The sequence below is a fragment of the Streptomyces sp. NPDC052396 genome (assembly GCF_044593195.1).
Lineage (GTDB): Bacteria > Actinomycetota > Actinomycetes > Streptomycetales > Streptomycetaceae > Streptomyces.
The window spans coordinates 517,652-536,392 of the sequence record NZ_JBIUAW010000002.1 but is presented as its reverse complement, the minus strand read 5'-3'; the positions used below and the strand labels follow the sequence as shown (position 1 = coordinate 536,392).

Here is an 18,741-nt window from a genome sequence, read left to right as displayed (position 1 = left end):
TCTCACGATGCGGGCACCGCGTCCGGCTGGGCCGCCCCGGTCTCATCCCGCCCCACATGGGTGAGGTCGATGTCCCGGGTCTCCCGCATGGTGAGGTAGACCACCAGGGAGACGGCCGCACAGCCCGCCACATACCAGTAGTAACCGGACTCCAGGCCGGCCTTCTTGAACCACAGCGCCACATATTCGGCCGTCCCGCCGAACAGCGCGGTGGCCAGCGCATAGGGCAGGGCGACGCCCAGCGCCCGCACCCCGGTGGGGAACAGCTCGGCCTTCACACAGGCGTTGATCGAGGTGTAGCCGGTGACGATCACCAGCCCCAGCAGGGAGAGCCCCAGGGCCGGCCAGAAGCTGCCGGCGTGCTTCAGCAGGGTCATGACCGGCACGGTGAGGAAGGTGGCGCCCACCGCGAAGGTGATCAGCAGCGGGCGGCGGCCGATCCGGTCCGAGAGCGCGCCCGCCAGCGGCTGCAGCGCGGCGAAGACCACCAGGGCGCAGAAGCTCACCAGGCTGGCGGTCGGCTTGGCCATCCCGGCGCTGTTGGAGAGGTACTTGGTGAGGTAGGTGGTGTAGGTGTAGTACGCCACCGTGCCGCCCATGGTGAGTGCGACCACCAGCAGCGCCTCCCGCTTGTGCCGCAACAGCGCCCGGATGGTGCCCCGTTCGTCCTCGGTGGCGCCGCTCTCCTGGTACGCCTCGGTCTCCAGCATGTTGCGCCGCAGATAGAAGATGACGGCCGCGCCGGCCGCGCCCACCACAAAGGGGATCCGCCAACCCCAGTCGTTCAGCTGGGACTTGGTCAGGGTGTGCTGGAAGAGGATCTGCAGGCCCAGGCCCAGGATCTGGCCCGCGGTCATGGAGACGTACTGGAAGCTGGAGGCGAAGCCGCGGCGGCCGGGGGCGGATGCCTCGGTGAGATAGGTGGCGCTGGCCGCGTACTCCCCGCCCACCGACAGCCCTTGCAGCAGCCGGGCCAGCAGCAGCACCGCCACCCCGCCGTAGCCGGCCACCGCATAGGTGGGGGCGGCGGCGATCAGCACCGCGGAGGCGGACATCAGGCTGACGGTCAGCGTCAGCGCCGCCTTGCGGCCCCGCCGGTCCCCGACCCGCCCCAGCAGCCAGCCGCCCACCGGGCGCATAAAGAATCCGACGGCGAAGATGCCGGCGGTGTTCATCAGGTTGGCGGTGTCATTTCCCTTGGGGAAGAAGGAGTTGGCGAAGTAGCTCGCGAAGACGGCGTAGACGAACCAGTCGAACCACTCGACCATGTTGCCGGCCGACCCGATCAAGATCTTCTTCCAGTGCGCGTCCATGCGGATCACCGTCGTGGACGGCGACCCGCACGGCAAGGGGAAAGACGGCAACGATCAAGCGTACTTGCGTGCGTTGCGGTCGGCGCGCGCTGCTACGGGCGTTACCGGCCCAGGCGGTGCATCCAGCCGTGGGTGTCCTCGGCCGCACCGGTCTGGATCTCCAGCAGTGCCTTGCGCAGCTTCATGGTGACCTCGCCGGGCTGCCCGTCACCGATGGTCCAGCCGCCCCGGGCGGACTTCACCGAACCGACCGGAGTGATCACGGCGGCGGTGCCGCAGGCGAACACCTCGGTCAGCGAGCCGTCGGCGTTGCCGTTCTTCCAGTCGTCCACCGAGATCCGGCCCTCGCTGACCTCATAGCCCAGGTCCTCGGCGATCCGCAGCAGCGAGGCGCGGGTGATGCCGGGCAGCAGTGAGCCGGTGAGCTCGGGGGTGACGATGCGGTCGCCGTGCACAAAGTACAGGTTCATCCCGCCCATCTCCTCGATCCAGCGGCGCTCCACGGCGTCCAGCCAGACCACCTGGTCGCAGCCGTGCTCCATGGCCTGCGCCTGGGCGACCAGGGAAGCGGCGTAGTTCCCGGCGCACTTGGCGGCGCCGGTGCCGCCGGGGGCGGCCCGGACGTACTCCTCGGAGAGCCACACCGAGACCGGCCTGACGCCACCGGAGAAGTAGGCGCCGGCCGGCGAGGCGATCACCACGAAGAGGTACTCGTTGGACGGCCGGACACCCAGCCCCACCTCGGTGGCGATCATGAACGGGCGCAGGTAGAGGGACGCCTCACCGGAAGCCGGCACCCAGGCCTTGTCCTGCTTGACCAGGGCGTCGCAGGCCGCGATGAAGGTCTCCACCGGCAGCTCCGGCATGGCCAGCCGGCGGGCGGAGGCCTGGAAGCGCTTGGCGTTCTCCTCCGGGCGGAAGGTGGCGATCGAGCCGTCGGGCTGACGGTACGCCTTGAGCCCCTCGAAGATCCCCTGCCCGTAGTGCAGGGTCATGTTCGCCGGGTCCAGCGACAGCGGAGCGTAGGGCACCAGCTCGGCGTCGTGCCAGCCCCGGCCCTCGGTCCACTTGACGGTGACCATGTGGTCGGTGAAGTGCCGGCCGAAGCCGGGGTCGGCGAGGATCCCCTGGCGGGCCGCGTCCGGCAGCGGCTGCGAGGTGGGCTTGAGCTCGATGGTGAGCGGCGTCGTCATGGATGCGTGTCCTTCGGCTTCGGTGTGCGGCGGACCGCGCTCGCTTGCGTTCCCTTCGGACGCCCGGGGACTTCGAGCGTGCCTCGCTGGCGGCCTCGCGTTCGATTATTGCTCGCGGGGCACACCTTGGGAAACGTGTGGGGAAACCTGTGCGCGAGCGGTCAGCGGGCGGCCGCCGTGGCCAGGGCGTCCCCGATCTGGTCGGTGGTCCGTACCGCCTGGCCGCGCCCGGCCAGATCGGCCGCCACCGCCGACTCGATCCGCCCGGCCTCCGCCTTCAGTCCCAGGTGGCGCAGGAGCAGTGCCACCGAGAGCACGGTGGCGGTCGGGTCGGCCTGCCCGGTGCCCGCGATATCCGGCGCCGAGCCGTGCACCGGCTCGAACATGGAGGGGAAGGTGCCCTCGGGGTTGATGTTGCCAGAGGCGGCGGTGCCGATGCCGCCGGAGACGGCGGCGGCCAGGTCGGTGAGGATGTCACCGAAGAGGTTGTCGGTGACGATCACATCGAACCGCTCGGGCTGGGTGACCAGGAAGATGGTGGCCGCGTCCACATGCAGATAGTCGGTGGAGACCTCGGGGAACTCCCGGCCCACCCGGTCGAAGACGTTCTTCCACAGATGCCCGGCGTGCACCAGGACATTGTTCTTGTGCACCAGGGTGAGCTTCTTGCGGGGCCGGGCCTGGGCGCGGGCATAGGCGTCGCGCACCACCCGCTCCACCCCGAAGGCCGTGTTGACGCTCACCTCGGTGGCCACCTCGGCGGGGGTGCCGGTGCGCAGCGAGCCGCCATTGCCGGTGTACGGGCCCTCGGTGCCCTCCCGGACCACCACGAAGTCGATCTCCGGCCGTCCGGCCAGCGGGGAGGCGGTGCCGGGGTAGAGCCTGGACGGGCGCAGGTTGACGTAGTGGTCGAAGGCGAACCGCAGCTTGAGCAGCAGCCCGCGCTCCAGCACCCCGGAGGGCACCGAGGGGTCGCCGACGGCGCCCAGCAGGATGGCGTCGTGCCCACGCAGCGACTCCAGTTCGGCATCCGGCAGGGTCTCGCCGGTGGCGTGCCAGCGCCGGGCGCCCAGGTCGTACTCCCGGGTCTCCAGCTTGATGTCCGGGGGGAGGACCGCGGTCAGGACCTTGAGTCCCTGGGCCACGACTTCGGGGCCGATGCCGTCACCGGGGATCACTGCGAGACGAATGCTGCGAGACATAACCGGACCGTACTCTCCCGTCCCGCTGGATGACACGCACCGTCCATTATTCGGACACGTTGCCATTCGGTCAGCCGCCGTTCAACTGGAGTATGTGACCCGGTCGTCGTTTCCTGGCACGTTTCGCCGCATGGACACACCACGAGTGGGCATTCCCGACCGGCTCGCCGCCCGGATGACGATGGCCGAGCAACACGAGTACCTGCGCGGCAAGTTCACCCGCCGCGGCATGCTGCGCGCCGGGGCCGTCACCGCGACCGCGGCGGCCGGCTCCGGCCTGCTGGCCGGCAACGGGGCCTACGCACAGCCGCTTTCCCCCACGCTGATCGGCTCCGCCGCCACCAGCAGAGTGGACGGTTCGCTGGTGGCGCCGTTCGGCCGCCACCTGGCCTTCGGCGCCGACCCCAGGACCCAGATGCGCATCTCCTGGCAGGTGCCCTTCGCGGTCAAGAAGCCCTATGTCCGGGTGGGGTTGAAGCCCTGGGACCTCAGCCACCGGATCGACGCCGAGGTGCGGCACCTGCACACCCCCGCGCTCACCAAGAAGCTGCCGAGCGTGGAGCAGTACTACCTGCACGCCGCCCTGGACAACCTCCGCCCCGGGCAGACCTATTACTACGGGGTCGGCCACGCCGGCTTCGACCCGGCCGACCCGCGCCACTTCGGCACCATAGGCACCTTCCGCACGGCGCCCACCCAGGCCGAGAAGTTCACCTTCACCGCCTTCGGCGACCAGGGCGTCAGCTACCATGCGCTGGCCAACGACCAGTTGATCCTGGGCCAGAACCCGGCCTTCCATCTGCACGCGGGCGACATCTGCTACGCCGACGACGACGGCGCGGGCAAGCCCGACGATGCCTACGACGCCCGTAAGTGGGACAACTTCCTGGCCCAGACCGAGTCGGTGGCCAAGTCGGTGCCATGGATGATCGCCACCGGCAACCACGACATGGAGGCCTGGTACTCCCCCGACGGCTACGGCGGCCAACTGGCCCGCTGGACGCTGCCGGACAACGGCTTCGACGCCAAGCACTCGCCGGGCGTCTACTCCTTCACCTACGGCAATGTCGCCGTGGTCTCGCTGGACGCCAATGACGTCTCCTACGAGATCACCGCCAACACCGGCTACAGCCATGGCCGGCAGACCGCCTGGCTGGACCGGCGGCTGCGGGAGCTGCGGTCCCGCAAGGGCATCGACTTCATCGTGGTGTTCTTCCACCACTGCGCCTTCTCCACCACCAACGGTCATGCCTCCGACGGAGGAGTGCAGGACCTGTGGGTGCCCCTGTTCGAGAAGTACAAGGTGGACCTGGTCATCAACGGCCACAACCACGTCTATGAGCGCACCGACGCCATCAAGGGCCGCCGGGTCAGCCGCAAGGTGCCCATCGGCGCCTCCCTGGACTCCTCCAGGGACGGCATCGTCTATGTCACCGCGGGCGGCGCGGGCAAGTCGCTCTATGACTTCCCGGCCCCGGACAGCTATGAGGGCCACGTCAAGGACCAGGAGAGCGTCACCACCTACCACTGGACCAAGAGTGGTGAGAAGAGCACCGAGAAGGTGGAGTGGTCCCGGGTGCGCTACACCGGCTACTCGTTCCTGGCCGTGGAGGCCGAGCCGGGCCGCCACCCACGGCTGCGGGTGACGGCGCTGGCGGAGAGCGGGGAGCGGATCGATCACTTCGAGGTGACGCGGAGCGGAACCTCGAAGAACTAGCACCGTGAGGTGACGCGGAGCGGAACTTCGAAGAGCTAGCACCGTGAGGTGACGCGGAGCGGAACCTCGAAGAGCCAGCACCGTGCGGTGACCCGCCCCGGGCGGTAGTCGCTCAGTGACCGGTGGCGCCGCCGTTGTCGCGGCGGTCGAGGGCGCGCTGGAGTGCCTCGGCGGCGTTCACCCGGTCGGCCTGGCGCTGGGCGTTGTCGGCCCGGCGGGCGGCGCGGCGGGTCCTGCGGACGGCGGTCTCGGCCATGGCTGGTCTCCTCTTGCTGGGCTCCGTGAAGGGGTCGGTGCGAGGTGGAGATGAAGTGGGGGTGACAGCCGAGAAGGGGGGCGGGGGCCCGGGCTCCGCAGGGGTCACCTGCACAGATGTGCCCGGCCTCGACCGCCGGCGCTCGATGGAGCGGGGGCTTCGGCTCCTTCCACGCTAAGCCAGCGCCTCGCCGCTGTCTCGCTTTTTAGTGGGACTTCCTACTATCTGAGACGGCAGACGGAGGGGACCGCCGGAAACGACGCCGCCCCCGGCCGGCTGGGAAACCGGTCGGGGGCGGGGCTCACACGGGGCCGGGATCAGCCCATGTGCGGGTAGCCGTAGTCGGTCGGCGGGACCAGCGTCTCCTTGATGGAGCGGGTGGAGATCCAGCGCGTCAGGTTGGACGCCGCACCGGCCTTGTCGTTGGTGCCGGAGGCCCGGCCGCCACCGAAGGGCTGCTGGCCGACCACGGCACCGGTCGACTTGTCGTTGATGTAGAAGTTGCCCGCGGCGAACCGCAGCTTGGCCATGGCGTCGGCGGCCGCCGCCCGGTCCTTGGCGATGACGGAACCGGTCAGCGCATAGGCCGAGACGGACTCCATCTGGGCCAGCATGGCCTCGAAGTCGGCGTCCTCGTAGACGTGGACGGCCAGGATCGGGCCGAAGTACTCGGTGGTGAACACCTCGTTGGCCGGGTCGGTGCACTCGATGACGGTCGGGCGGACGAAGTAGCCGACCGAGTCGTCATAGGTGCCGCCGGCGATGATCTCGCAGGACGGGTCCGCCTTGGCGCGGTCGATGGCCGCCTTGTTCTTGGCGAAGGCCCGCTCGTCGATCACGGCGCCGATGAAGTGCGACAGGTCGCTGACATCGCCCATGGTGATGCCGTCGACCTCGGCGCAGAACTCCTCCTTGAAGCCGTTCTCCCAGATGGAGCGCGGGACGTAGGCGCGGGAGGAGGCCGAACACTTCTGGCCCTGGAACTCGAAGGAGCCCCGGGTCAGCGCGGTCTTGAGCACCGCCGGGTCGGCGCTGGGGTGCGCCACCACGAAGTCCTTGCCGCCGGTCTCGCCGACCAGGCGCGGGTAGGAGCGGTACTTCTCGATGTTGTTGCCGACCGTCTTCCACAGGTACTGGAAGGTCTTGGTCGAGCCGGTGAAGTGGATGCCCGCCAGCTCCGGGTGGTTCAGGGCCACTTCGGAGACCTCGAGGCCGTCACCGGTCACCAGGTTGATGACGCCCTTGGGCAGTCCGGCCTCCTCCAGCAGCTGCATCAGCAGCACCGCGGAGTGGGTCTGGGTCGGGGACGGCTTCCAGACCACCACATTGCCCATCAGGGCCGGGGCGGTGGGCAGGTTGCCCGCGATGGCGGTGAAGTTGAAGGGCGTGATCGCGTAGACAAAGCCCTCCAGCGGACGGTGGTCGCTGCGGTTCCACACCCCGGCGGAGTTGGCCACCGGCTGCTCGGCCAGGATCTGGCGGGCGAAGTGGACATTGAACCGCCAGAAGTCGACCAGCTCACAGGGGGTGTCGATCTCGGCCTGCTGGGCGGTCTTGGACTGGCCCAGCATGGTGGAGGCGGCCATGGTCTCGCGCCAGGGGCCGGCCAGCAGCTCGGCGGCCCGCAGGATGATCGCGGCGCGGTCGTCGAAGGACATCGCCCGCCAGGCCGGGGCGGCGGCCAGCGCCGCGTCAATGGCGTCCTGGGCGTCCTGCTGTGTGGCGTTGCGGTAGGTGCCCAGCACGGCGCGGTGGTTGTGCGGCTGCACCACCTGGAACTCGGCGCCGCCGCCCATGCGCTTGACGCCGCCGATGGTCATCGGCAGGTCGATGGGGTTGCCGGCCAGCTCCTTGAGCTTGGCCTCGAGGCGGGCGCGCTCCGGGGAACCGGGGGCGTAGGTGTGCACCGGCTCGTTGACCGGCGCGGGGACCTGGGTCACGGCATCCATTTATTTCTCCTTCTCCAGAGCGACGCCCCTGCTACGTTGAGTGTGTGCCGCGATTGGCATCGGGCAGGGCTTGTCCGTCATGAGGTTGTCTCTCAGCCGAGTGAAGAGCCCCATAGGGGCGGAGTCACGGCCGTAATGGCGGTGCCGTTGCGGCAACCGACATGCTCAGCCGCGCGTCACCAGGGACCGCAGGAAGAACGCCAGGTTGGCCGGGCGCTCCGCCAGGCGCCGCATGAAGTAGCCGTACCAGTCGGTGCCGTACGGGATGTACACCCGCATGCGGTGGCCCTCGGCGACGAGCCGCTGCTGCTCGGCCTCGCGGATGCCGTACAGCATCTGGAACTCGTACTCATCCAGTTTGCGCCCGTGGCGGCGGCCGAGCTCCTGTGCGATGGCCACCATGCGGGGGTCATGGGAGCCGATCATCGGGTAGCCCTGGCCGGCCATCAGGATCTTCAGGCAGCGGACATAGGCCAGGTCGACCTCGCGCTTGTCCTGGTAGGCGACCGAGGCGGGCTCCTTGTAGGCGCCCTTGACCAGCCGCACCCGGGAGCCCTCGCCGGACAGCGCGTGGCAGTCGTCCTCGGTGCGGAACAGGTACGACTGCAGCACGGCGCCGGTCTGCGGGAAGCGCTTGCGCAGCTCGGCCAGGATGGCCAGCGTGGAGTCGACCGTGGTGTGGTCCTCCATGTCCAGGGTCACCGTGGTGCCGGCCTCGGCGGCGGCCTCCACGACCGGGGTGACATTGGCCAGCGCCAGGTCATGGCCGCCGGGCAGCGCCTGGCCGAAGGCGGAGAGCTTCACCGACATCTCGGCGCGCACCCCCAGGCCCTCGGTCTTCAGCGCCTCGGCGAGCTTGAGGTAGGCATCGCGGGTGCGCAGCGCCTCGGCGGCATCGGTGATGTCCTCGCCCAGGTGGTCGAGGGTGACCTCCAGGCCGCGCTCGTTCAGCGAGCGCACGGCGGCCATGGACTCGTCCAGGACCTCGCCGGCGACGAAACGGTCCACCACCGGCCGGGTGACCGGCGCGGCCGAAACGATACGGCGGATGGCATCGCTGCGCGAAGCGGCGAGCAGCACGGGACCCAGCACTGGGCACCTCCACGATGACGGCCGCTCCACGGGGGAAGACGGCATACGTAACTCATCGTGAAACTTAGGATTCGTCCCTCCTTCCAGCCATCGACAGCTGTCACGCATCCGTGGCCGGGATCTCAGACATCTGTATGACAATGGTCGGCGCAGGATGGCGGAAAGGAGAAGAGCGCGTATGCGGGGTGAGTACCAGCAACTCGTGGACGAGATCTCGGCGACGCTCGGCGCCCCCGCCACGCTGGAGGACCGGGACTTCGGGCTGATCGCCTTCGGGGCGCACGGCGGGGAGGACCTGGAGCTGACGATGGATCCGGTGCGGACCCGCTCCATCCTCCAGCGGCGGTCGACGGCGGCGGTCCGGGCCTGGTTCGAGGCCTTCGGCATCGCCCGGGCCCAGGCCCCGCTGCGTATTCCGCCGGACCCGGCGGCAGGGGTGTTCAAGGGCCGGATCTGTCTGCCGGTGCGGCACCGGGGGGTGGTGTACGGCTATGTCTGGCTGCTGGACGACGAGCAGCTGGCCGGTCTGGAGCTGGGGCCGGCGGACACCGATCCCCGGGTGACCCAGGCCATGGAGACGGCGGCCCGGATCGGCGCGCTGCTGGCGGCGGAGGCCCGGGCCGGTGCGGAACTGGGTGAGCTGCTGCGCGAGCTGCTGACCGCGCGCCCGGCCGGGCGTGAGACAGCGCGCGACGCGCTGCGCGAGGCGCTCGGCACGGCGGCCGAGGGACCGCTGGCGCTGGTGGCGGTGGCCCCCTGGCAGCTGGAGGACCCCGAGGAGCAGCAGACCACGGAGAGCCCGGCTTCGGCGGTGGCGGCCCAGGCCGGGGTGGCCGCCCTGTGCGCGGTCCCGGACTGTCTGCCCGGGGGCGCGGCGGCGCTGGCCGCCCTGGTGCGGCTGCGTGCGCTGAGTTCCCCGGCGGCGGCCCGGGCGGCCGCCGACCGGCTGCTGCACTCGCCCCGGGCCGCGGCCGGACCGGGCTTCGCGGCGGCCGGGATCGGCGGTCCCCGCCGCGGCCTGGCCGAACTGCCGGACGCCTGGGGCGAGGCGCTGGCGGCCGCCCGGGCCGCGGGCGCGGAGCGCCGACTGGGCCCGGTGGCCGAATGGTCGGCCATCGGCCCGTACCGGGTGCTGACCTCCCTGCCGGCCGAGCGCGCCGCCGACCCGGTGGTACGGCCGCTGCTGGCCACGGCGCACACCGAACTGGCCCGCACCGCCGAGGTCTATCTGGACTGCGCGGGCCAGGCGGGCCGGGCGGCGGCGGCCCTGGGCATTCACCGGCAGACCCTCTACTACCGCCTCTCCCGGGTGGAGCAGCTCACCGGCCTCGATCTGGACAATGGCGAGGACCGGCTGCTGCTCCATATGACGCTCAAGGCGGCCCGGCTGTCCTAGCCCTCCTCGAAGGAGATGGCCCGCACCGGGCAGGCCCGGACCGCCTCCTTGACCATGGGGTCGCCGGCGCCGTCCTCCTTGCCGGGGCGGACGGCGCCGAAGCCGTCGTCGTCCGTCTCGAAGACGGCGGGCGCGGTCAGCGCGCACTGGCCGGAACCGATGCAGAGGCCGGAATCGATGCTCAGGGACATGGTGGTGCTCCGTTCTGCGGTCACCAGGTGACCGGGAGGGCGAAGAGTCCTTGGATGCTGCCGCCGGGCTTGGCGGGCACCTCATCGGGGGCAACGGCCAGGCGGAGCGTGGGGATACGGGCGAAAAGCGTGGAGAGTGCTATTTCCAGCTCCACCCGGGCGAGGTTCTGGCCAAGGCATTGGTGTATGCCATAGCCGAAGGCCACATGGTGCCGGGCCGAGCGGTGCACATCGAGGCGGTCCGGGTCCTGGTACGCGGCCGGGTCCCGGTTGATCACGGAGGTGCCGATCAGCACGCCCTCACCGGCCCGGATCGTCTCGCCGCCGACCTCCAGGTCCTCGGTGGCCACCCGTACCATTCCATCGGCGATGGACAGATAGCGCAGCAACTCCTCGACGGCACCCGGGACGATCTCCGGACGCTGCCGCAACTCGGCCAGCTGCTCCGGGTGTTGCAGCAGGGTGAAGGTGCCCAGGGAGATCATGTTGGCGGTGGTCTCATGACCGGCGATCAGCAGGATCATGGCCAGCATGACCAGTTCCTCGCGGTCCAGCGCGCCCTCGGCCAGCCGTTCCGCGATCAGTTCGTCCAGCAGGCCCTGTCCCGGCTCGGCCTGCTTGGCGTCCACCAGCCGCTGGAGGTATGCCTTGACGTCCTCGCGGGCGGTGCGGATCTCCTCGAGGCTGTCCGCGTTGAGCATCACCCGGGAGCGGGACTCGAAGAACTCGTGGTCGGCATAGGGCACTCCGAGCAGTTCGCAGATCACCATCGACGGCACCGGCAGGGCGAACTCCGGGACCAGGTCGGCCCGTCCCTCGCCGGCCAGCATCCGGTCGATCAGGGTGTCCACGATCTGCTGGATGCGCGGGCGCATAGCGGTGATCTGCTTGAGGCCGAAGCGCGGGATCAGCATCCGGCGCTGGCGGTTGTGCTCGGGATCGTCCACCCCCAGCAGGGGCAGCTCAACGGTGCGCTGGTCCGCCAGCCGGGCCATCACCACCGGGAACTCCGGGCGATGGCGGTCGGAGGACAGCCGTGGGTCGGCCAGCAGCGCCCGGGCCTCGGCGTGCCCGGTGACAAACCACACCAGGCTGCCGTCCCAGAGCGCCACCCGTGTCATCGGGCGCTGGGCGTCGGGACGCGGGTAGGCGGTGGGCGGGTGGTAAGGACAGCCGCGATCCTGCGGCCATTGGGGAGCCGGATGCGTGAGGGAAGTAGGAGAGGCGACGGTTTCGGTCATGGCGACCTCCCAGAAAACGGACTGGTGTCCTCAGGCAACCGTAGAACGAGGGGTGCCCCTGCCGTCCAGTAGGCCCCATCAAAACCAGCCAACCCCCCTGATTCGCCCGGGACTTCACCTGCGGCCCCGGCGCCGCTCGGCGACCAGCGGCTCCAGGCCGTCCAGCAGCCGGGCCAGCATGAACTCAAACATCGAGTCGGGACCGAAGAAATCCCCCTTCTCCTGGGCGACCCGGCCGTACATCGGGAAGTCCCCGCCGGAGAGCAGGGCATCGAACTCGGCCATCCGGCCGGTCATCCACTCGTCACTGGTCATCCCGGTGTCCTGCCGGGCCAGCACCTCGTCCTCCAGGTCCATCGCCGCCGCCCGCACCGAACCCGCCACCGTGACGGCGATATGCAGCAAGGTGACGACGTCCAGGCCGAGTTCGACCAGCGGGGCCATCGACCACTCCATATGGGCCATGGCGTGCGGGGACATCGGCGGCCGGGTGAAGGACATCGCCTTGGCCAGCCAGGGATGTCCGCGGTGCAGCGCCCACTGGCGGCGGGCGCCCGCCTCCAGCCGGGCCCGCCAGTGCGCGGGCGCCGGCTCCGGAAGCGGGCCGGCGAAGACGGCGTCCATCATCAACTCCACCAGCTCACCCTTGCCCGACACATGCCGGTACAAGGCCATGGTGGAGAGCCCGAGTTCGGCGGCGATGGCCCGCAGGGACAGCGCCGCCGAACCCTGCCGGTCGGCGATGGCGACGGCCGTGGCCACGATGCGTTCCCGCATGACGGCGGGCTCCCCCGGCCGGGATCGCGCCCGGCCGCCGTGCACAGCCGGGCGCGGCGGCCGGGGCGGCGGCGCCACCCGAGGGGCGACCACCGTGCCGACACCGGGCACGGCCCGCACCAGCCCCTCCTGCCGCAGCACCGCCAATGCCTTGGTGGCGGTGGCCATCGCCACCCCCCACTCCCGGGTGATCCCCCGGGTGGAAGGGATCTTCTCCCCCGCCCCCAGCTCACCGGAGGCGATCCGATCGCGCAGCTCGGCGGCTATCCGGAGATAGGGCGGCCCCGCGGACTGTCCTAGTGCACTCATGCCGGGATGGTAGCGCCGCCACCTTGGGTGCACTAGTGCGTGAACCACCCTCGGCACCAGGAAAGTTGTGACCTTGACGCCGACCTGCCTACCGTTCCCGGCAGCCGACGTACGGCGTACACATCTCATCCTCAGGGGGAACCGTATGACCGCGCAACAGGCCGGGCGCAGGGAGTGGACCGCGCTGGCCGTTCTGCTGCTGCCACTGCTGCTGGTCTCCATGGACGTCTCGGTGCTCTACTTCGCCGTCCCTTTCATCAGCCGCGATCTGCACCCGACCGCCGCCCAACAGCTGTGGATCTTCGACATCTATGGCTTCGTCCTGTCCGGACTCCTGCTCACCATGGGCGCGCTCGGCGATCGCATCGGCCGCCGCAAACTGCTGTTGCTGGGCGCCGCGGCCTTCGGCGCGGCCTCGACCGCCGCGGCGTACGCCCACAACGCCGAAACACTGATCGCGGCAAGGGCGTTGCTGGGGGTGGGCGGCGCCACCCTGATGCCGTCCACCCTGGCTCTGGTGCGCAATATGTTCCCCGACGAGCGGCAGCGCGGCACCGCGGTGGCCATCTGGTCCGGGACGCTGACCGGCGGCGTGGCGCTGGGACCGGTGCTCAGCGGGTTTCTGCTGAACCACTTCTGGTGGGGCTCGGTCTTCCTGGTCAACCTGCCCGCCATGGTTCTGCTGCTGGTCCTCGCCCCCTTCCTGGTACCGGAGTTCAAGGGCTCCTCCGCCGGCCACCGCTTCGACCTGCTTGGCTCCGCACTCTCCCTGGCCTCGGTGCTGCCCGTGGTCTACGGCCTCAAGCGCACCGCCACCGACGGCTTCGCCACCCTGCCCACACTGGCGATCGTCACCGGACTCGGCTTCGGCGCGGCCTTCGTCCGGCGCCAGCGGACGTCCGCGCACCCGATGATCAGCCCCACGCTGTTCCATGGCCGCGGCTTCGGCCCGGCCATCGGCCTCAACGCGGCGGCCATGTTTGCCATGGCCGGCTTCACCGTCTTCAGCACGCAATATCTGCAACTGGTACTCGGCAAGAGCGCCTTGGACGCCGCGCTGTGGTCGCTGATCCCCGCAGCCCTGGTGGGCGGCGCCGCACCGGCCGCAACCGCCATGGCCCAGCGCGGAGTCGACCGGGCCTACATCATGGGCGGCGCCTTCGCCCTCGCCGCGGCCGGTTATGCGGTCTCTCTGGGCGCCACCGCCGACTCGGGCATCTGGGTCATCCTGCTCGCCTGCGGGCTGGCGGCGATCGGCATAGTGATGGTGATGACCCAGATCACCGACCTGGCCCTGGGCGTGGTGCCGCCCCAGAGTGCGGGTGCGGCCTCGGCGCTGCTGGAGACCGGGCAGGAGTTCGGCGCCGCGCTGGGCACCGCGGTGCTGGGCTCCATTGGTGCGGGGGTCTACCGCCGGGAGGTGACGGACTCGGCCCCCGCCGGCCTGCCGGGCGGCGCGCTGCACTCCATCCGTCAGACGCTGGGCAACGCCCTGGCCATCGCGGACCGGCTCCCCAACCGTGCCGGTTCCGCACTGGTCCACACCGCCCGTGACTCCTTCGTCCAGGGCATGCATGCGGCGGCGGTCGGCGCCACCGTGGTGATGCTGCTCGCCTCCGGCCTCGCCATCACCCGGCTGCGCGGCCTCACTTCGGCACCGGCCGAGCCAACCCAGCCGGCTGAGCCGAGCCAGGCAACCGCGCCGGAGACCACACCGGTGTGCTGACCGACTGCCCTCACTCCCCGGGGGGAGAGAGCGGCGTTGGCGCCGAAGTGCCCACCAGCCGGGCCGAGATCCGTTCCAGCTCCGCCAACTCCTCCTCGGGAAGGGCGAGCAGGGCGGGCGGAGGAGCGCAGAGAATGCTCTCGGCACGCTGGGCGGCCTCGCGGCCCGCCTCGGTGACCGTCACAATCTTGGAGCGGCGGTCGGCCGGGTTGGCGGTGCGCTGGACCAGCCCTCGCTGGGTGAGGTCATCGACGACCAGCGTGGTGTATGGCCGGTCGGTGAGCAGTTCGTCCGCCAGATCGCAGAGGGCTATCGGCCCCTTGGCGACCCTGCGCAGCGCCTTGATCCGGAAGAAGCTCATCCCCAGCGCCTCGACGACCTCCTTGCGCCGCTCATTCCCGCCCAGGACCAGCTCCCGGAGGTTGCTCCAGGCCCTGAGTGCCGCCTCGTCGTGTGTGGTCATGTCGTCACCGGGATCCTGCTCTGATCGGTCTGGATGCGGGCCGCGGCCCGTTCGGCGGTCCCGGCTGCCCAGCGACCGGTGGTGATGGTACCCAGGGCCAGCACGGCCAGCCCACAGCCGGTGATGATCCACCAGGCGGTGACGGTCGCCCCGGCCGCCACCGCCGCGCCGATCACCGCGACCCCCAGTGAGGTGCCGACCTGCCGGCTGGTGGAGGCCACCGCGGCTGCCACCCCGGCCCGGTCCCGTGGCATCCCGGAGATGGCCGTGTTGGTGATGGGCGCGTTCACCAGGCCGAAGCCGATGCCGAACAGCACATAGCCGGTGAAGAGCAGCGGGTCGGAGGTCTCCGCGTCGAAGGCGGCGAACAGCACACCGCTCGCCGTCATGGCCACTCCGGCCAGCACCAGCGGCAACCGGGGCCCGCGCGAGCCCACCAGCCGTCCGGACAACGGAGCGAAGACCATGCACATCGCCGCCATGGGCAGCAGGTGCAGCCCTGCCTCCAGTGCCGACATCCGCCGGTTCTCCTGGAGATAGAGCATATTGAGGAAGAGGAAGCCGGCCAGGGCGGCGAAGGCGCACACGGCCAGGGCGGTGGCGCCGGCGAACGGGGCGCTGCGGAACAGCCGCGGTTCTATCAGTGGTTCCACCCGCCGGTTCTCATAGGCGACCAGCCCCAGCAGGGCGCAGAGTCCGAGCGCAAAGCACCCGACGATCTGCGGCGAGGTCCAGCCGGCGGGCCGGCCCTCGATGATCCCGTAGGCCACCGAACCCAGCATCACAATCATCAGCGTCTGGCCCACGGGGTCCATCCGGCGCGGCTTGGGCGCACGGGACTCCGGCACATAGCGCGCGGTCAGCACCAGGGCGGCCAGGCCCACCGGCACATTGATCCAGAAAATGGAGCGCCAGCCGACGGACTGGACCAGCGCTCCGCCCACGATCGGCCCGGCGGCCATGCTGATGCCCACCACTCCACCCCACACACCTATCGCCCGCGCCCGCTCCCTGGGGTCGGTAAAGGTGTTGGTGATGATCGACATGGCCACCGGATTGAGCATGCACCCGCCCACGGCCTGCACCATGCGGAAGGCGATCAGCCAGTTGAGGCCGGGGGCCAGGCTGCACAGCGCGGAGCCGAGGGTGAACAGGGCCAGGCCGGTCTGGAAGGTCCGCCGGCGCCCTATCCGGTCGGCCGTCGATCCGGCCAGCATCAGCAGCGAGGCCAGGACGACCACATAGGCGTCGATGGTCCACTGCAGCCCGGAGACGGAGGCGTGCAGGTCCTTCCGCAGCGAGGGCAGGGCGACATTGAGGATGGTGTTGTCAAGGCTGACGATCAGCAGGGCCGAGCAACAGATGCCCAGCACCAGCAGTCGGCGTTGACGGGAGAGCTCGGGCATACGGCGCACCTCGGTTGGCTTGGTCGACTCAGCTGGCTCAGTTAGTTAGGTAACTCCAATCATTTAAATCGTACAACTAATTAACCGGGCCAGATCATCCCCTGCGCCGGAGCGAGGCATCGGTCAGGTGCGGCGGGGTGTAGTCGGCATCCGAAGGGTTGAGGTCGGTGCCCGGCGGCACCAGCTCGTCGATGCGGTCCAACACCGCGTCATCCAGGGTGAGTTCGGAGGCGGCGAGGAGGTCGCCGAGCTGCTCCACGGTGCGCGGGCCGATGATGGCACTGTCCACCGCCCGGTGGCTGAGCACAAAGGCCAGGGCGAGATGCGTCAAGGACATCCCCGCCTCCTCGGCGAGCTTGGCCAGCTCCTCGACCACCTCGTACTTGCGCACATTGCCGGGCAGTTGCTGATCGAACTTGTGGGAGATCCAGGAACGCCGGAAGTCATTCAGCTCCAGCGCCCGCGTCTTGCGGTACTTCCCGGTCAGCCAGCCGCTGGCCAGCGGGCTCCAGGTGAGCACCCCTATCCCATAGCGCTCCGCCGTCGGCAGCACGGAGCGCTCAATGCCTCGCATAAAGATGGAGTAGGGCGGCTGCTCGGTGTGGAAGGGCACATGGCCGCGCCGTTCGGCCGTCCAGCGGGCCTCGACCAGCTGCTCGGCGGCGAAGTCCGAGGAGCCGATGGCCATCACCTTGCCCTCGCGCACCAGATCGGAGAGCGCGGAGAGGGTCTCATCGATATCGGTGGCCGGATCCGGCCGGTGGATCTGGTAGAGATCGATGTAGTCGGTACCCAGCCGGCGCAGGCTTTCCTCCACCGCCTTCTTGATCCAACGCCGTGAGTTTCCACGGCGGTTGGGGTCGTCCCCCATGGGGAAGTGCGCCTTGGTCGCCAGGATCACCTCGTCCCGGCGCCCCTTGAGGGCCTTGCCGACGATCACCTCCGACTCACCCTCCGAGTACATATCGGCGGTGTCGATGAAGTTCACCCCGCCCTCCAGCGCGGTGTGCACCAGGCGTACGGCCTCGTCATGGTCGGCGTTGCCCCATTTGCCCAGCATCATCGTGCCGAGGGCGATCCGGCTGACGGTGATGCCGGTGCGGCCGAGAGTGGTGGTGCGCATCTCTTGCTCCGTTCCGCTTCATTGCTTCGGATACCGCTTCATTGCTTCGGATACCGCCCTGGCGGCGGCCCTGGACAACACCACTGTCCGCCCGGCGACTTGGTGCTGCCAGGCACGCTTGTTCAGAGGGAACGGCGTTCCTGGTACCAGCGGTACCAGGAACGATCGGCTTGCTCGGCGGATACTGAGGGCATGTCTGAACTGGGGGAATTCCTGCGCACCCGCCGTGCCGCCATCCGGCCCGAGGACTATGGCCTGTTGGCCGGTCCGGCCGCCCGCCGCCGGGTTCCCGGGCTGCGCCGGGAGGAGCTGGCCCTGCTCGCGGGGATCAGCATCGACTACTACGTACGGCTGGAGCAGGGCCGCACCCGCAATGTGTCCGACGAGGTGCTGGAGGCCGTGGCCGACGCCCTGCAGCTGGGCCCTGACGAGCGCGTCTATCTGCGCAACCTGGCCCGGCCCGCGCCCCGCAAGCGGCATACGCCACGCCCCCAGCGGGTGCGGCCCGGGCTGCGCCGGCTGCTGGAGTGCGCCCATGATGTCCCGGCCTTTGTGCTCGGCCGCCGGATGGACGTCCTGGCCTGGAACCCGCTCGCCAGGCTGGTGGTGGCCGACTTCGACCGGCTGCCCCCGGCGGACCGCAACATCGCCCGGCTGGTCTTCCTCCACGACGGCCCGGAGCGCTATCCGGAGTTCGAGGCGGTGGCCAAGGAGGTGGTGGGCAACCTCCGCTCCTATGCCGGGCGTCACCCGGACGACCCCGCCATGGCCACGCTGATCGGCGAACTCTCACTGGGGAGCGTGGAGTTCACCAGGCTCTGGTCGGGGTTCACCATCCGGGAGAAGGCCCATGGCTCCAAGGTGATCCGGCATCCGGCGGTGGGCGAGTTCAGGCTGGAGTACGAGACGCTCCAGCTGCCCGATGATCCCGAGCAGATGCTGGTGACCTATACGGCTGCCGCGGGTTCCGACTCGGAGACTTCGCTGCGGTTGCTGGCGGGGTTGGGGGCGGGTGCCGCGGACGGTCGTGCGGCTGTGCGGCGGAGCGAGCGGATATTCCGGTGAACCGGGTGCGGTTGTGATGCCGGTTCCGGTTCACCGGTCCGGTGTCTTTTCCGGCTCGCCGGTTCCGGTGCCGGTTCCGGTGTCGTTTCCGGTTCACCGGTTCCGGTGCCGGGTGGGCCCGACTCGGTGCCGGTACCGGTGCCCGGTGAGCCGTTTCCGGTGCCGGGCGGCCCGGTGCGGTGCCGAAGGGTGCGCCGGGCCGCTGTTCGTTGGCGGGTGACCCGCCGATTCCGCCTGCGGCGGGCTGCCCCACCCGCGCACCACCTCTTGCCGTTGTCCGGTGGGTTGGGCTATTCCGGCTGGGGCTGAGCGCCGTTGGCGG

General features: G+C 70.0%; 16 protein-coding genes. 4 read left to right on the top strand and 12 right to left on the bottom strand.

Annotated elements, in window-relative coordinates; all coding sequences use genetic code 11:
- Positions 1-2 precede the first annotated feature (2 nt).
- The 3 genes from ACIHFE_RS07485 to ACIHFE_RS07475 all read right to left on the bottom strand — a co-directional run bounded on the left by ACIHFE_RS07485 (position 3) and on the right by ACIHFE_RS07475 (position 3,708).
- Positions 3-1,313 (bottom strand): MFS transporter, encoded by a 1,311-nt coding sequence (locus ACIHFE_RS07485; protein WP_400104865.1) that lies wholly within the window; start codon positions 1,311-1,313, stop codon positions 3-5.
- A gap of 101 nt (positions 1,314-1,414) precedes the next feature.
- Positions 1,415-2,506 carry a branched-chain amino acid aminotransferase gene (locus ACIHFE_RS07480; RefSeq protein ID WP_400104864.1) on the bottom strand — a complete coding sequence of 364 codons (1,092 nt, stop codon included), beginning with the start codon at positions 2,504-2,506 and terminating at the stop codon, positions 1,415-1,417.
- Positions 2,507-2,667: 161 nt separating this feature from the next.
- Entirely contained in the window at positions 2,668-3,708 is a 1,041-nt protein-coding gene (locus ACIHFE_RS07475; protein WP_400104863.1) for a 3-isopropylmalate dehydrogenase, read from the bottom strand.
- A gap of 130 nt (positions 3,709-3,838) precedes the next feature.
- Between ACIHFE_RS07475 and ACIHFE_RS07470 the strand changes: the two genes are divergently transcribed.
- A complete protein-coding gene (locus tag ACIHFE_RS07470) occupies positions 3,839-5,425 on the top strand; it encodes a purple acid phosphatase family protein (protein WP_400104862.1) in 1,587 nt (528 codons plus the stop codon).
- A 112-nt stretch (positions 5,426-5,537) separates the two neighbouring features.
- Here ACIHFE_RS07470 and ACIHFE_RS07465 read toward each other — a convergent pair whose 3' ends face one another.
- The 3 genes from ACIHFE_RS07465 to ACIHFE_RS07455 all read right to left on the bottom strand — a co-directional run bounded on the left by ACIHFE_RS07465 (position 5,538) and on the right by ACIHFE_RS07455 (position 8,722).
- Positions 5,538-5,681 carry a hypothetical protein gene (locus tag ACIHFE_RS07465; protein ID WP_400104861.1) on the bottom strand — a complete coding sequence of 48 codons (144 nt, stop codon included), beginning with the start codon at positions 5,679-5,681 and terminating at the stop codon, positions 5,538-5,540.
- A 317-nt stretch (positions 5,682-5,998) separates the two neighbouring features.
- Complete coding sequence (pruA, locus tag ACIHFE_RS07460; RefSeq protein ID WP_400104860.1) at positions 5,999-7,630, bottom strand: L-glutamate gamma-semialdehyde dehydrogenase; 1,632 nt, start codon at positions 7,628-7,630, stop codon at positions 5,999-6,001.
- Positions 7,631-7,795: 165 nt separating this feature from the next.
- A complete protein-coding gene (locus ACIHFE_RS07455) occupies positions 7,796-8,722 on the bottom strand; it encodes a proline dehydrogenase family protein (protein WP_400104859.1) in 927 nt (308 codons plus the stop codon).
- Between the two features lie 178 nt (positions 8,723-8,900).
- Here ACIHFE_RS07455 and ACIHFE_RS07450 point away from each other — a divergent pair, with 178 nt between their 5' ends.
- Positions 8,901-10,118: a PucR family transcriptional regulator gene (locus tag ACIHFE_RS07450; RefSeq protein WP_400104858.1), complete on the top strand. Its 1,218-nt coding sequence runs from the start codon at positions 8,901-8,903 to the stop codon at positions 10,116-10,118.
- On the opposite strand, the gene ACIHFE_RS07445 is transcribed toward ACIHFE_RS07450, so the two are convergent.
- From ACIHFE_RS07445 to ACIHFE_RS07435, 3 genes are all read right to left on the bottom strand, one after another.
- The gene (locus ACIHFE_RS07445) at positions 10,115-10,309 is read right to left on the bottom strand and encodes a ferredoxin (RefSeq protein ID WP_400104857.1); all 195 of its coding nucleotides are present in this window, start codon (positions 10,307-10,309) and stop codon (positions 10,115-10,117) included. The two genes, ACIHFE_RS07450 and ACIHFE_RS07445, sit on opposite strands and share 4 nt — an antisense overlap.
- Before the next feature lie 20 nt (positions 10,310-10,329).
- Positions 10,330-11,550 (bottom strand): cytochrome P450, encoded by a 1,221-nt coding sequence (locus ACIHFE_RS07440; RefSeq protein WP_400104856.1) that lies wholly within the window; start codon positions 11,548-11,550, stop codon positions 10,330-10,332.
- Positions 11,551-11,664: 114 nt separating this feature from the next.
- Entirely contained in the window at positions 11,665-12,636 is a 972-nt protein-coding gene (locus ACIHFE_RS07435; RefSeq protein ID WP_400104855.1) for a TetR/AcrR family transcriptional regulator C-terminal domain-containing protein, read from the bottom strand.
- Between the two features lie 145 nt (positions 12,637-12,781).
- Here ACIHFE_RS07435 and ACIHFE_RS07430 point away from each other — a divergent pair, with 145 nt between their 5' ends.
- Positions 12,782-14,362, top strand: a complete 1,581-nt coding sequence (locus tag ACIHFE_RS07430; RefSeq protein ID WP_400104854.1) for an MFS transporter — start codon at positions 12,782-12,784, stop codon at positions 14,360-14,362.
- A gap of 10 nt (positions 14,363-14,372) precedes the next feature.
- Here ACIHFE_RS07430 and ACIHFE_RS07425 read toward each other — a convergent pair whose 3' ends face one another.
- The 3 genes from ACIHFE_RS07425 to ACIHFE_RS07415 all read right to left on the bottom strand — a co-directional run bounded on the left by ACIHFE_RS07425 (position 14,373) and on the right by ACIHFE_RS07415 (position 17,354).
- Positions 14,373-14,825: a MarR family winged helix-turn-helix transcriptional regulator gene (locus tag ACIHFE_RS07425; protein WP_400104853.1), complete on the bottom strand. Its 453-nt coding sequence runs from the start codon at positions 14,823-14,825 to the stop codon at positions 14,373-14,375.
- Positions 14,822-16,231 carry an MFS transporter gene (locus ACIHFE_RS07420; RefSeq protein ID WP_400104852.1) on the bottom strand — a complete coding sequence of 470 codons (1,410 nt, stop codon included), beginning with the start codon at positions 16,229-16,231 and terminating at the stop codon, positions 14,822-14,824. The genes ACIHFE_RS07425 and ACIHFE_RS07420 overlap by 4 nt, the downstream gene beginning before the upstream one ends.
- Before the next feature lie 94 nt (positions 16,232-16,325).
- On the bottom strand, positions 16,326-17,354 hold the full coding sequence (locus ACIHFE_RS07415; protein WP_400104851.1) for an aldo/keto reductase: 1,029 nt from the start codon (positions 17,352-17,354) through the stop codon (positions 16,326-16,328).
- A 192-nt stretch (positions 17,355-17,546) separates the two neighbouring features.
- On the opposite strand from ACIHFE_RS07415, the gene ACIHFE_RS07410 reads away from it, so the two are divergent.
- On the top strand, positions 17,547-18,419 hold the full coding sequence (locus tag ACIHFE_RS07410; RefSeq protein ID WP_400104850.1) for a helix-turn-helix domain-containing protein: 873 nt from the start codon (positions 17,547-17,549) through the stop codon (positions 18,417-18,419).
- The last annotated feature ends 322 nt before the right edge of the window (positions 18,420-18,741 follow it).